Here is a 13,151-nt window from a genome sequence, read left to right on the forward strand (position 1 = left end):
GTTTCCAGTGACTCACTGAAGAAGATCTGGCAGACTGATGATAGGTCGCCCACACAGCGGCCGACATAATAGAAAAACAATCAGGAGTGTGCACAAATGAAATTTCTTAAAAAAGCTTCACTAGCAGTATCAATCGCTGCAGTATCTTTCGCTGCTAACGCTGAGTTGGTTGCTATGGATGAAGCGACTATGTCTGCTGCGACTGGTCAAGCTGGTATCGATTTGAACATTACATTGGAAGGCGCTAACGCTATTTCTATTGGTGAAATCCTTTACACTGATACTGATGTGGCTGATGGCGGTAGCTTGTCTCTAAGCACTGTTACTGTTGGTACTGACTCTGGTACTCTGACTATTGAAAACGTGATCGATATTACTTCAGACGGTATCATGAATATTGCTACTAGCGCTGTTTCTGGTCTTAAGATTGGTGTTGGTTCGGTTGATTTGGTTAATGCTGCTGGCGCTAACTCTGGTAATCTGATCTCAGGCTTGAGCTTGTCAATGGATTTGGGTGTGTCAAACACTACTATCGGTAAAGGTACTTATGATGCAGCTGGTGTTTTCACTGCTGACACTAAGACCGTGATCGATTCTCAGTCTTCTTTCAAGATTACTGCCGGTTCTTTGTCTGCACTTGACGGTCAAGTTGGCGTGAGCGGTATCACTTTTGATAACGACGGCCAGAACGTGGAAGTTGATACCACTATGTGGGCTGACGCAAGCGGCTTCAACATCAAAGTTAACAGCATTGCTGGTGACTTGACCCTAGGTGCAGTTACTCTAGGCGGCACAACTGACGCTACTACCGGCGTATTTACTGCAGGCCCATCAATTGGTTCTGTTGGTATCAGCAACATCCAAATGGCTGGTGCAACTATCACTGTATCTGGTCACTAAGATCATTTGCTGGTGAAATAAAAAAACCCGCTTAGGCGGGTTTTTTTATGCCTAAAATAAGACAAAAAAGTGCGCCGATGGCGCATTTTTGGTTGGTAGATAGTGTGATTTTATGTAACATGTAAGATGACTAAACAAAATTATAATAACAATACGGAGGGGCCTTTGGCCTACGTGTAGTGTTTGTCATTCTTCTAGGATCACTAATTGGGTTTGCTATGGTGCACGAGCTGGCCATCGTGAACGATCGTCAGCCCGGCGATACCATCGTTCGTGTTGCGGTAAACGAAGATTATCAGCAAGATCAGGTAGTCAACGTGGAGCCACTCTCCGTTAAGCGTTTTAAAAACGTGGTACGTCAAGTCTATGATTATTCTTGTGGCTCTGCTGCATTAACAACCTTGTTGGATTACTACTTGGGTAGAAACTTCCAAGAGCGCCAAGTGATGGAAGGTTTGCTGCGCTTCGGCGAAACCGAGCGCATCGTTCAGCGTCGCGGTTTCTCACTGCTCGATATGAAGCGTTTGGTAACTGCGCTAGGACATCCATCTGGCGGGTTTAAGGCTGAAGAGGAGGATCTAATAGCTTTAGATCATCCTGCGATTGCGCCGATCCACTATGCAGGTTTCAAGCATTTCATTGTGATTCGTTCTGTATATGAAGGGCGCGTTTATGTGGCTGATCCAGCGTTGGGGAATATAAGTTTTACGTTGCCGAGATTTCTCGAAATTTGGGACAATAACGTTCTTTTTATAGTGTTTCCGAACGGCCACAAACCCGCAACCGGTCTAGAGTTGCACGAAGAAGATATGCGTTTTGTTTCTGATTATATTATTGCGGAAAATACTTTCCGTGAATTTCCTGAATTCCAAATTCGTAGCGAGCATACGATTAGCAATCAGATTTACGCGATGAAAGACAATGCTCAGACGAGCTTTGGACCTAAGTTAGATGCTGACGGTAAGGCAGTAAGAAATGAGGACGGAAATATCGTCTACGAGGTTCTCGTAGAAACGAAGGCTGATGGTGCCGATCCGGATGACTTCAATACATATGTTGCCACTGATCGCTCAGATGTAATTGAGAAGCACCTTCGCTTCCGCAGAAAATAATAACGATAAAGAATTAAGGAATTTCCATGTTGATTCGTACCAAACTAATTTCGATCCCCTTATTGTTGGCATTTGCCAGTGCAGTTGTTGCTGATGAAGCAGCCGATATGGATAAGGCACGTGAAGCCCTCACCAAGCAGGATAACGACGCTGATACTGAAAAGGCACTTGAGCAGGTTTTCGAGGCAGCAGAAAAGAATTATTCGATGTTGAAACGTGGCGGCGTTTCCGTTAACTACAACTTTGATTATAGCTACTACGGCGATCAGCGGATTGATTTAACAATCACTCCTAACGTGAATAGTGATGGCCAAGTAACTGGCGACTCTACGATTAGCAGTGCAAATGTGAGTCCTGTGGCCAGCCATACCATGACGAACTCGTTTTCATTGGATTATGGATTGATGGATAACGTGACAATTGGTGGTCGTTTACCGCTGATTGCGAAGTTTGAGACAGAAGATGAGCTTACTGCCTACGGCGTAGGTGATCTTTCAGGTACGGTTCGTTGGCAGCCATTTGAATATGTTCCAGGCAAAATTAGTCAGACCTACTTTGCAACGTTACGCTTGCCTACAGGCGATAGCCCCTATGAAATAGATGAAACGAAAAGCTTGCCGACTGGTTCCGGTACTTGGGGTTTGAGTGGCGGGGTGAGTGCTTCTAAGGTTCTTGATCCAGTGGTTCTATTCGGCTCGTTAAGTTATGGCTACACGCTGCCATTAACCGATCTAAATCAACGCCGAGGTAGTTCGATTCTTCGTGAAGTGCATTCTGGCAGTAGCTTATCCTTTTCTATGGGCTTTGCTTATTCGTTGTCGTACGACGTATCTTTGAGCGCTTCATTCCAAGGGTCGTTTAACGATCAATCGCGTTTTGAATTATATGATACTGCTACGGGTTCAACTGTTAGCTCAGTATCAGGCAGTCAAATGAGCGGTATTATGAACTTTGCTCTTGGTGTGCGGGTGTCTCCAAAAACAATTGCTAACGTAAACGTTGGTTTTGGTATGACAGAGTTGTCCCCGGATATTTTGCTTGGTTTGTCTCTACCGATTGATGTCGAGGGTATTAAACCTTCTGCTGGTAACTAACCAGTCATGGCTAATAAAACTATAAAAATGACAAGGTTATGGCGACACAATATGCGAATTTTACTGTTGGTGGCATTGTTAGTACCGAGTCTTGCAAAAGCAGAACTCGTACAGAACCTGTTTATTGATACCAAGGCAATGTCGTTGGGTAACGCAGTGACTGCTGATCCAACTGGTATCATGGATATTCACTTCAACCCCGCCGGTTTGACGAAGCTGGAAGGGCGTCAGGTTCAGGTTCAGTTACAGGGTGTTATGTTGCGTTCTGAGGCTTCTTTTGCGCTGCCTAAAGGATATGACGATACCGAATCTGGGCTTTTGCCTATACATGAAGACCCAGTTTTGAATGAAGGCAATAGCCATGCTGATGTGGCTATTTATATCCCCGGATATGGTTTGGTTGGCGTTCCTTTACCTGTGTTGGCGTTGCCTTCGGCCGGTATATCTATTAATCCACCGGGCTCTAAATTCACATTTGCGAACGCTGTTTATGCGCCAATGGCTGCCGGCTTTTCAAAGGGTGATGATGATCCAGGGCGCTATCAGGCTAAAACGATTGCACTTCAGCGCTTAACTTATTTGTCTCCATCATTTGGTTACAAGGTGACTGATGAGTTTTCTGTGGGCGCAGGTCTGCTGTTTTCGCATCAGGCGGTTGCACTTGAGCAAGATATTCGCGCACCTAACATTCTGGTCGGCGTGCTTGAGGAGCTTCAAGATGCGTTTGGGTGTTTTGATGCTGAGACGGGTGAGCCTACCGGTAACGATCCGCTGGCGCCTTTATTGACGCTATGTGGCGGTAATGTTGGTCCATTTGATGATGTCGGTACTTTGAAGATTAACACTACTGAGAGTCTGTCACCCTCATTTAACCTTGGTTTGTTGTGGGAGCCGAATGGCTGGTTTAAGTTTGGCGTAGGCTATCAAAGTGAAGCAACGAGCCAATTGAAAGGCGATTATGACTTGGAATATACCGATGAATTTGCGGATTTCTTCCGTAATTTTAGGTCGTCTATTATTGGTGCTATTGGTGGGGCGATATTCTCATTGCCTACGGGTAATAAGCGAGAGCGAGGTTTTGTTACTACCGAACTGACATATCCTCAGCATTTTCAGGCCGGTGTGGCATTCCAGTATTTTGATGTTTTCCATCTGAATTTGGATTTAGGTTGGACCGACTACGATAAGTGGGATGAGCTGTATTTTGAGTTTGACCGCGATGTGAGCTTTTTATCGACAGCGAGAACCTTGTCTCCTGATTTGGTGACATCCTCTACTCTGACGATGCCGCTAAACTTTAAGAGTGTGTGGAATTATAAAGTGGGTGCATCTTGGGATCTTAACTCACGTATTCAGCTACGTGCAGGTTTGGAGCCTCGTAAGAGTTCTATTCCAGACGACTCTCGTAGTCTGCAGGCTCCTATTGGCTTTGCACGGTTGTACGGCGTTGGTTTAGGTTACCAGTGGGACTTGGATACTGTTGTAGACTTGTCTTTGAGCTTTATGAAGTCAGTTCAGCATATCCGTGCTGATCCACAAAATGCTGAGAATTTTGATGACTATCCTAATTCAAGTAATTCACTTAACCGGAACTGTTTAACATGTGTTGTGACCAACCCGTATCCAGGTCTGGATATCGACACCAAGCTAACCATTGGCGCCGCTGGTATCAGTTTCCGCACCAAGTTCTAATAGTATTAGCTATTATTTGCTCATCTTCGGCATATGCCGAAGATGAGTATTACACTTGGATTGATGCAGAAGGTCGCATCCATAATAGTGTTGTTCCTAAAGATACCTCAGCTGACAAATCTAGCGCGAAGAAAGATATGCCTGCGCCGGTTGTAGGTGGAGATATTCCAAAGTTGCCCGGCGACGATACTCAGTATTTATCGGAAGACGAGCTCAAAATTCAGCAAAAACAAGATTTAGAAGATAAGCCACCTTTTTATATTTGGATTGATGAGGCTGGTATTGTTCATACGGAGATGCGTCCCGAAGGTCTGGAAGACGAAGAGGAGGCGGCCCAGAGCGTTACCGAGAGTCATGATCATATATTTGCCCCACCATTTCGTTTAGATGAAAAGGTACAGGATGGCGCCTGCTGCAATATGTATGAGCAAGCATTTATTGATGCCCTGACACCCTTTAAATCTCGCATGTATCCTGATCCTGATTTGCTTATGCCGTTTGCATTGAAGCAAGGAGATCGTCCTGCTTGGTATGTGCGAATAGGTAAGGCGGGAAAGAAAACTTCCGGTCAGCGTTTTGTGGTTTTGCGTGTTCGAGGTGAGCCGGTAGAGGCGTCAATTATTGCTTTAAATAGTGATTTGAAGCCCCTTTATTTTGACAATAAATTGGGTCTGCATGAGTATCCAGAGAATTGGCACAGTGTTGCTTATCAGGAGACTCGTATTTTGCTTGAGGATGCTGATGTGGCGGCCATGATTATTTACCTCGAGGGCGCCACAACAAAAACCATGTCTTTAGAAGTTAAGTGGGCCGATGGAACATCACCCGATTAATATCCGCACGGCGGTAGCGGATACTCATGCCGCGTTATTGCAGTACCCGCACGAATCGAAAAAACATCGGCGTCTAGTTCTATTGCATGGTGCTGGCGTTGCCGGTGAGCTTACCTGGACCTTTATCGCCAATTACTTGAGTGAGTGGGACGAGGTCTTAATTCCTGATTTGCCCGGTATGGGTGCTAGTAAATTTATAGGGCATAAGCCTTGGCCCGTAGTCGCCGATTACGTGGAAGCAATTCGAGAGTTGTTAGTTGCTCTGGATTGGGATTGTTTTGATATTGCCGGGTATAGTTTTGGCGGCTTGGTGACGGCTGACTTGCTGGGTGATTTTACTATTGGGCATTGTTTTTTAATCGAGCCGGCGATGCTCTTTTCGGGTGATGCTGTTGAGCTACGGCAGCGTGGCGAGGAGTATATTCGCGTCGCGGAGCATATTGCTGAAGCGCCGGATGACAGTGTTCCTTTTTTTGAATTTCTAGATTTGGTATCACCTCACCGTTTAAAGCGCGGTCGCGCGGACGAAATTACAGTGCAGCGCTTGATGGGCGAGTCGCAGGGTTTTGCTCAGGCGTTGCATGCTGTTAGTGATGCTTTGTTGCGTGGTGCTGGTATTTTTACCCGTTGGATGCCTAAGGTTTCTGGCGCAAGCTTTGTTGGTGAGTTGAGCTATGCCTCCATGCATGGTCGTCATCGTTTGTTAGCCGAAAATGCGAATGACTGGACGTACTACGCAGTCCCCAATGCTGATCACAGCTTGGTGTTTATGAAGCCGCGCTGGATTGCACGGCATATGAATGAGAGAGCTAGCTCTGAAGGCGGCGTTGCAGACCAGCCAGCGCCATAATTCGCGTCGAAATTTCCTCAATGGATTTATCTGTAGTGCTAATTGATTGAATCTGTTCACGTTGATATAGCAGCTCCACCTCGTCCACTTCGTGATAACATTGCTTCAATGACGCATAGCGGCTGTTAGCTCGTCTTTCATTACGAATTGCAGATAGTCTATCGGGATCAATGGTTAAGCCAAATAACTTATGCTTGTGCATTTGTAAAAACGCCGGCAAAGATAAGTCTGCCATATCATCCTCTGTCAGAGGGTAATTGGCGGCTTTTATACCAAACTGCATCGCCAAATAGAGGCAGGTTGGTGTTTTTCCTGATCGTGAGACCCCGATTAAAATGATGTCAGCTTCTTCATAATGCCGAGTCTTAGCACCATCATCGTTATCGAGCGCGAAGTTGACTGCGTCGATTCGACTGAGATAATTGGCCGAATCCGTCGGTGAGTGTGATTTGCCAACGGTATAGCACGAGTCGACGTTGAGTTCGCGCTCTAACGGAGCTAAAAACGCTGCAAATATGTCAACTTTGAATGCATCGGCAGTATCGATAATTGCGCGGATGTTTTTATCGACGATAGTGTCAAACACAATCGCAGATGACTCAGAGTCTATGGCAGCTTGATTTATTTTAGCCACGGCGGCCTCGGCCTTTTCAACTGAGTCGATGTAAGGCAGAGTGACGCGTTCAAATTGTATTTTATCAAACTGTGAAAGCAGGCTGTTGCCCAGAGTTTCAGCAGTGATGCCGGTACCGTCGGAAATAAAGTAGGCGTATCGCTTCATATGGAAATTTATCTGGTGTGCACTTAGTATTACGCAGTCGCCACTATAGGCGATTAGACCCCACGTTAAAAGGCAGAGGAGAAACGCGTTGACCGATTACGTACTTAGGTTCGATCAGGTTTCCATTGAAGATGTTGAACGAGTGGGTGGCAAGAATGCATCTCTCGGGGAAATGATCAGTAATCTCACCAACGCTGGAGTATCGGTTCCAAACGGATTCGCCACAACTGCGGACGCCTATCGAGAGTTTTTAAGCTACGAAGGTCTGGATGGTCGAATTGCGCAGGCGCTTGCGGGTTTGGATGTTAACGATATTCCAGCGTTGACGACGACAGGCGAGCAAATACGCCAATGGATTCACGAAGCGCCATTACCTCCAGCATTAGAGGCCGCGGTGCGCAAAGCGCTGATTGAGCTGCAAGAAGGTAATGAAACGGTGGCCTTAGCGGTTCGCTCTTCCGCCACAGCAGAGGATTTACCCGACGCCTCATTTGCTGGTCAGCAAGAAACACACTTGAATATTGTTGGTGTTGAGAACGTTCTCCACGCAATTCGAGATGTATTTGCTTCTCTATTCAATGATCGCGCGATTGCTTATCGCGAGCATCAGGGGTTCGATCATCATAAAGTCGCATTATCCGCAGGCATTCAACGCATGGTACGCAGTGAGACAGCATCCAGCGGTGTGATGTTTACCCTTGATACAGAATCCGGCTTCGACCAAGTTGTATTCGTCACTTCATCCTATGGCTTAGGTGAAACCGTCGTACAAGGGGCTGTTAACCCCGATGAATTCTATGTTCATAAAGCCAACCTTGATGCTGGTCGGCCAGCGATATTGCGACGCAATTTAGGTGGCAAAGCGATTAAAATGGTGTACAGCGCGGATGCGTCAGTCGGCAACTCAGTTGAGACTCAGCGTGTCGATCGAGAATTGCGCCAAGTTTTTTCGGTAACAGATGCCGAGGCTGAAACGCTCGCTAAGCAAGCGATGATTATCGAGCGTCATTATGGCCGTCCAATGGATATCGAATGGGCGAAAGACGGTGACGATGGTCAACTTTATATCGTCCAAGCTCGTCCAGAGACGGTTAAAAGTCGCGCCAGTAAAACCGTTATGGAGCGTTACTTGTTGAAAGAAACAGGTAACGTTTTGGCAGAAGGTCGCAGCATTGGTCATCGTATTGGTAAGGGGCGTGTTCGTGTAGTCCGTAACATTGACGACATGGATATGGTGCAGGACGGCGAAGTTCTGGTTGCTGATATGACGGACCCTGATTGGGAGCCTGTAATGAAGCGCTCAGCGGCTATTGTTACTAACCGTGGTGGACGTACTTGTCATGCAGCGATTATCGCGCGCGAACTTGGCATCCCGGCAGTGGTTGGTTGCGAAGATGCGACTGAAAAGCTCAAAGATGGCGATGAAGTAACAGTATCTTGCGCAGAGGGTGATACGGGGTTTGTCTACGAAGGCGCATTGGATTTTGACGTGCGTACGAATAGCGTTGAATCCATGCCAGATCTTGATCTGAAAATTATGATGAACGTTGGCAATCCTGACCGTGCCTTCGACTTCCAATCCTTGCCAAATGCTGGCGTTGGTTTGGCGCGTTTGGAGTTCATTATTAACCGCATGATCGGCGTGCATCCTAAAGCGCTGCTGAACTTCGACCAGTTGCCCGATGAATTGCGTCCAACCGTTGAACGACGCATATCGGGCTATGCTGGCCCAGTTGAGTTTTACGTTGAGAAGCTGGTCGAGGGTATTTCGACTCTTGCAGCTGCATTCTGGCCAAAGCGAGTGATTGTTCGCTTGTCAGACTTCAAGTCGAACGAATACGCTAACCTCATTGGCGGTCGGTTATACGAGCCAGAGGAAGAAAACCCAATGCTGGGCTTCCGTGGTGCGTCTCGTTACATATCTAAAAACTTCCGCGATTGTTTCGAGCTTGAGTGCCGAGCTATGCGTAAAGTCCGCGACGAAATGGGTTTTACCAATGTCGAGATTATGGTGCCGTTTGTTCGCACTGTTGGCGAGGCTGAGCAGGTAGTCGAGCTGCTGGCTGAAAACGGTTTACGCCGCGGCGAGAATGGTTTGCGGTTGATCATGATGTGCGAGCTACCAGCTAATGCGATTTTGGCTGACAAGTTCCTAGAGCACTTCGATGGATTTTCAGTTGGATCGAACGATTTAACCCAGCTGACATTGGGGCTAGATCGCGACTCCGGTATTATTGCGCACTTATTTGACGAGCGTAACGAGGCGATTTTGGCCTTGTTGGAAAATGCCATTAACGCTTGTAAAAAAGCGGGCAAGTACATAGGTATTTGCGGTCAGGGCCCATCGGATCATCCTGATTTTGCTAAGTGGTTAATGGATCACGGAATCGACAGTATCTCATTGAACCCAGATTCAGTTTTGGATACGTGGTTTTTTCTTGCAGGTAAGCAGGGCTAAATGAAAAGCAGCAGCGAACTATTTCCGGTCTCTTTGCTAAAAGCAGATTGTGTCGGAGCTATCACGGAAGATACGTATTTGATCAAGCACAATCTTGATCCTGACCATAGTGTGCAAATCGCTATTTCTCGTCTCGGGCGTCAAGATGTCAGTCATTCCGGACTGCCGTTGATCTTAGTGCACGGTAGTTTCACCAATCGTGGCTTTTGGTTGTCACGAAGTGGTCAGGGCTTGGCTAGGTTTTTGTTGGATGAGGGCTTTGATGTATGGCTCTTGGAACATCGTGGACACGGCTTGTCGCCGCGTAACCAAGATTACGTGAATAACTCTGTTGAGCGTTATGCCTTGTACGATTTGCCTGCTGCACAAGCCTTTGTTGCCGAACAAACTGGCAGAACGCCAGCTTGGATCGGACATTCACTGGGCGGTGGCATGATAGCCACTGCACTGGCGGCGCGAGCGTTACCGCAAAAGCCTTCTGGTATTGTGCTCATTGGTTCTCAGATGGTAATGCGCCCTTGGTACTTGTGGTTTCCTGGCGTTGGTTTTGTGCTGCGTCGAATCGTCTCATTTCGTCAAGAATTGGATGGGCGTCAGTTGCGGATCGGTCCAGAAAATGAACCGGCCGGCGTTATTAACGAATACTTGGCGCGCCAAGATTGGTTTGGTCGCTGGAAGGCGCAAGCAAAAGATTTGTTGCCGCTTTGGCGTTTGTCGTCAACACCCTTGCTCGGGCTATCTGGTGTTGCCGATACCACGGATCCTGCCAAATATTGCCAGCGTTTTTATCGCCAATACGGTGGTCCTAAAGAGGATGTTTTACTCAGTAAGGCTAACGGTTTTTCAGAAGACTATGGCCATATCGATATGGTGGTTAGTCGTCCAGCCGAAAAAGACGTATGGCCACTGATTTCGCGTTGGCTCAGTGCGTATGCCTGAAGTGCAGGCTAAAACGGCGTTAATCGTTGGTGCTACGGGCTTGGTAGGTTCCCATCTACTGAGTCATTTAATTGAGTCGGATCGGTATCAACGCATTATCGTATTAGCCCGTCGAGTAGAAAGTATCAAAGTTCACGAAAAGGTAATTGCTAAAACATTTGCGGCGCTTGATCGGCCAGCGATTGAGCATGTAGATGATTTTTACTGCGCGCTAGGCACGACTCAAAAGGTATCGGGCAAGGCAGGGCTGCAGGTGGTCGATCATCATCTTGTTGTTCGCTGTGCGGAATGGGCAAGGGCAGCAGGTGCTAATGCTGCTGCTGTCGTGAGTGCGCTTGGCGCATCTGTCCGGTCATCATTTTTCTACAGTCGTGTAAAGGGCGAGATGGAAAAAGATGTAGAGGCCATTGGTTTTGATTCACTGATGTTTTGGCAGCCGTCCGTTATTTATGGAGCGCGTGAATCGAGCCGTCCAGTTGAGTGGTTGGCAGCCCGACTACTAACTGTGAAGTGTTGGGGTACTTATCAATCGTTGCCGGGCGAAGCGGTTGCTCGGGCAATGGCAATGCAGACACCGCTAGCGCCTAACGGAATTTTTCGTTATAACGTTGGCGATATTAATTCTCTTTTAAATTAAGGACTTACATATGAATCATTACCTAACTCCTGATCTATGTGATGAATACCCAGACCTAGTTCAAGTGGTTGAACCTATGTTCAATAATTATGGTTTACACGAATCCTTTGGTGGTGAAATTGTTACCGCTAAGTGCTTTGAAGATAACTCTAAAGTGAAAGAGTTGGTTGATACCGACGGTAAAGGCAAGGTCATGGTTGTTGATGGTGGCGGTTCTATGCGCCACGCGCTTTTGGGTGACATGCTGGCGGAGAAAGCCGCTAAAAATGGCTGGGAAGGCCTGATCATCTATGGTTGTATTCGTGACGTTGATGCCATTATGGAAACAGAACTTGGCGTTCAAGCGTTGGGAACTAATCCATTAAAAACGGATAAGCGTGGCTTAGGTGATGTAAACGTAACTGTTAAATTCGGCGGCGTTGAGTTTGTGCCTGGCCAGTTTGTGTACGCTGATAACAATGGTGTGATCGTTTCTCCTAAGGCGCTTTCAATGCCTGAGTAATGAGCGGTAAAGATTAAGCGAGTCAAAAAAAACCGGCGATAGCCGGTTTTTTTATGGGCGATTACCAAGCTCGGGAGCTATTAAGAAGTTTTGCGATACGCAGTGATGACTGCACTGCGCCGTCGAGTAGCGGAATGCCATCGCAGAGGTAGGAGCCCGTTAGCAATATGCGTTCTGATGCCGATTGTTCGCGCAGAGCTGTGATTACCTGTCGGCTTTGCTTCGTCAAAATTGGGCGATCGAACTTCACATCGGCTAGCATGCTGCCATCTGCCGGAGTTCGCAGCGGATTCCATGTTTGAAATAGTGGGGTTGGGCAATCGAGCTCAGTAATTGCTTTGTTTAAGTGAACGGCTGCCTCCGGACGCGAAGCGTCTTCTTCTAAGTAGTAAGTTACTGGTGCCAGTGGTAGAAGGCTTGGAGGCAATAAATTTGCATCCGTGTGAACTATCATTCGCGATTGGGCGATAGGGACTTGTGCGAGTAACGACGATTGCTGGGAATCGCCGAGCAATAGGGCGGCATGGTGAGGTTGCGTTGCAATAATAATGCGGTCATAGCTTTCTGTGTTGTCGTTGGTGTGAATCTCAACACCATTTTCAGAGCGCTCAATTTTATTAATGACTATATTGGTTTTCAGGTTCACGCTTGGGTCGAGCAGCTTGGTAATCACATCATCTACACCATCAACGGCGCGCAGTAGTCCGTCTTCCATAACGCCGCAGGTCAAATATTTAATGATGATATCAGCGGGGTAGTTAAGTACATCCTGGTAATCACAAGTGCAAACAGTCGCAAGCGCGGGTAGGAGTATGCGTTTGGTAAAGTCGTTACAGAGACCTGTTTGTGTTAAAAACTCGTCGAAATTTAGCTGGCATAGGTCAGTATTGTCTTTGTTTGCGTGCAGCGTCTGAAAGGTTGTTACATGAAGGCGTAGTAAATTAGGGGATAGGTGCTTCGGGAAGCTCAGGCTTTTACCGCCTAATAACAGGTTGCCGTAGTGAAAAAATAGACGATTGTTTTCATCCGCATAAGCTGCTGAATGGTTCGTTTTTTCGGTGACCACTCCCGCTCTTGCATACAATTCAAGCAGGTGAGGGTAGTAGGCAGGGGTGAATACCCTTAGCGGTATGTCGACGGTCTTGTTGCAGTTGGGTACTTTGACACTGTAGATACCCATCCCAGCTTTGCTGGCTTTTTCATACAAGGTGATTTGATGATCTTTGCACAAGAGCCAAGCGGCACTTAATCCTGCAATGCCTGAACCGATAATGGCAATGCGTTCGTTCGATGGCATGTTGCTAACCCTTATTAATGCATTCCAACTAGGCCAGCACTGTACTTGCTGATCAT

12 protein-coding genes are annotated in these 13,151 nt (G+C 47.0%); 10 read left to right on the forward strand and 2 right to left on the reverse strand.

What is annotated here, in order from left to right; translation table 11 throughout:
- Positions 1-96 precede the first annotated feature (96 nt).
- The 6 genes from TOL_RS07805 to TOL_RS07830 all read left to right on the forward strand — a co-directional run bounded on the left by TOL_RS07805 (position 97) and on the right by TOL_RS07830 (position 6,481).
- Positions 97-900 (forward strand): DUF6160 family protein, encoded by an 804-nt coding sequence (locus tag TOL_RS07805; RefSeq protein ID WP_015486778.1) that lies wholly within the window; start codon positions 97-99, stop codon positions 898-900.
- Positions 901-1,118: 218 nt separating this feature from the next.
- On the forward strand, positions 1,119-2,012 hold the full coding sequence (locus tag TOL_RS07810; protein ID WP_015486779.1) for a C39 family peptidase: 894 nt from the start codon (positions 1,119-1,121) through the stop codon (positions 2,010-2,012).
- Positions 2,013-2,038: 26 nt separating this feature from the next.
- Entirely contained in the window at positions 2,039-3,106 is a 1,068-nt protein-coding gene (locus TOL_RS07815; RefSeq protein ID WP_015486780.1) for a hypothetical protein, read from the forward strand.
- A gap of 51 nt (positions 3,107-3,157) precedes the next feature.
- Positions 3,158-4,798, forward strand: coding sequence for an OmpP1/FadL family transporter (locus TOL_RS07820; protein ID WP_015486781.1), 1,641 nt, complete (start codon positions 3,158-3,160; stop codon positions 4,796-4,798).
- A 137-nt stretch (positions 4,799-4,935) separates the two neighbouring features.
- A complete protein-coding gene (locus tag TOL_RS07825) occupies positions 4,936-5,631 on the forward strand; it encodes a hypothetical protein (RefSeq protein ID WP_041588447.1) in 696 nt (231 codons plus the stop codon).
- Complete coding sequence (locus TOL_RS07830; RefSeq protein WP_015486783.1) at positions 5,612-6,481, forward strand: alpha/beta fold hydrolase; 870 nt, start codon at positions 5,612-5,614, stop codon at positions 6,479-6,481. The genes TOL_RS07825 and TOL_RS07830 overlap by 20 nt, the downstream gene beginning before the upstream one ends.
- Here TOL_RS07830 and ppsR read toward each other — a convergent pair.
- Complete coding sequence (gene ppsR / locus TOL_RS07835) at positions 6,441-7,262, reverse strand: posphoenolpyruvate synthetase regulatory kinase/phosphorylase PpsR (protein ID WP_015486784.1); 822 nt, start codon at positions 7,260-7,262, stop codon at positions 6,441-6,443. The two genes, TOL_RS07830 and ppsR, sit on opposite strands and share 41 nt — an antisense overlap.
- Before the next feature lie 88 nt (positions 7,263-7,350).
- Here ppsR and ppsA point away from each other — a divergent pair, with 88 nt between their 5' ends.
- The 4 genes from ppsA to rraA are packed head-to-tail and all read left to right on the forward strand — an operon-like array spanning position 7,351 to position 11,798.
- On the forward strand, positions 7,351-9,720 hold the full coding sequence (ppsA, locus tag TOL_RS07840) for a phosphoenolpyruvate synthase (RefSeq protein WP_015486785.1): 2,370 nt from the start codon (positions 7,351-7,353) through the stop codon (positions 9,718-9,720).
- The gene (locus TOL_RS07845) at positions 9,721-10,659 is read left to right on the forward strand and encodes an alpha/beta hydrolase (protein ID WP_015486786.1); all 939 of its coding nucleotides are present in this window, start codon (positions 9,721-9,723) and stop codon (positions 10,657-10,659) included.
- Positions 10,652-11,296, forward strand: a complete 645-nt coding sequence (locus tag TOL_RS07850) for an NAD-dependent epimerase/dehydratase family protein (RefSeq protein ID WP_015486787.1) — start codon at positions 10,652-10,654, stop codon at positions 11,294-11,296. The genes TOL_RS07845 and TOL_RS07850 overlap by 8 nt, the downstream gene beginning before the upstream one ends.
- Before the next feature lie 10 nt (positions 11,297-11,306).
- On the forward strand, positions 11,307-11,798 hold the full coding sequence (gene rraA / locus TOL_RS07855; RefSeq protein ID WP_015486788.1) for a ribonuclease E activity regulator RraA: 492 nt from the start codon (positions 11,307-11,309) through the stop codon (positions 11,796-11,798).
- 61 nt (positions 11,799-11,859) lie between these two features.
- Here the strand turns inward: rraA and TOL_RS07860 are convergent, their stop codons facing one another.
- Positions 11,860-13,095 (reverse strand): FAD-dependent oxidoreductase, encoded by a 1,236-nt coding sequence (locus tag TOL_RS07860; protein WP_015486789.1) that lies wholly within the window; start codon positions 13,093-13,095, stop codon positions 11,860-11,862.
- Between the last annotated feature and the right edge of the window lie 56 nt (positions 13,096-13,151).

Source organism: Thalassolituus oleivorans MIL-1, from assembly GCF_000355675.1.
GTDB classification, from domain to species: domain Bacteria; phylum Pseudomonadota; class Gammaproteobacteria; order Pseudomonadales; family Oceanobacteraceae; genus Thalassolituus; species Thalassolituus oleivorans.

Bases quoted from the DNA above. Each gene is read 5' to 3' on its own strand.
- TOL_RS07805 (WP_015486778.1), top strand. From the start codon at position 97: ATGAAATTTCTTAAAAAAGCTTCACTAGCAGTATCAATCGCTGCAGTA.
- TOL_RS07810 (WP_015486779.1), top strand. From the start codon at position 1,119: ATGGTGCACGAGCTGGCCATCGTGAACGATCGTCAGCCCGGCGATACC.
- TOL_RS07815 (WP_015486780.1), top strand. From the start codon at position 2,039: ATGTTGATTCGTACCAAACTAATTTCGATCCCCTTATTGTTGGCATTT.
- TOL_RS07820 (WP_015486781.1), top strand. From the start codon at position 3,158: ATGCGAATTTTACTGTTGGTGGCATTGTTAGTACCGAGTCTTGCAAAA.
- TOL_RS07825 (WP_041588447.1), top strand. From the start codon at position 4,936: ATGCCTGCGCCGGTTGTAGGTGGAGATATTCCAAAGTTGCCCGGCGAC.
- TOL_RS07830 (WP_015486783.1), top strand. From the start codon at position 5,612: ATGGAACATCACCCGATTAATATCCGCACGGCGGTAGCGGATACTCAT.
- ppsR (WP_015486784.1), bottom strand. From the start codon at position 7,262: ATGAAGCGATACGCCTACTTTATTTCCGACGGTACCGGCATCACTGCT.
- TOL_RS07845 (WP_015486786.1), top strand. From the start codon at position 9,721: ATGAAAAGCAGCAGCGAACTATTTCCGGTCTCTTTGCTAAAAGCAGAT.
- TOL_RS07850 (WP_015486787.1), top strand. From the start codon at position 10,652: ATGCCTGAAGTGCAGGCTAAAACGGCGTTAATCGTTGGTGCTACGGGC.
- rraA (WP_015486788.1), top strand. From the start codon at position 11,307: ATGAATCATTACCTAACTCCTGATCTATGTGATGAATACCCAGACCTA.
- TOL_RS07860 (WP_015486789.1), bottom strand. From the start codon at position 13,095: ATGCCATCGAACGAACGCATTGCCATTATCGGTTCAGGCATTGCAGGA.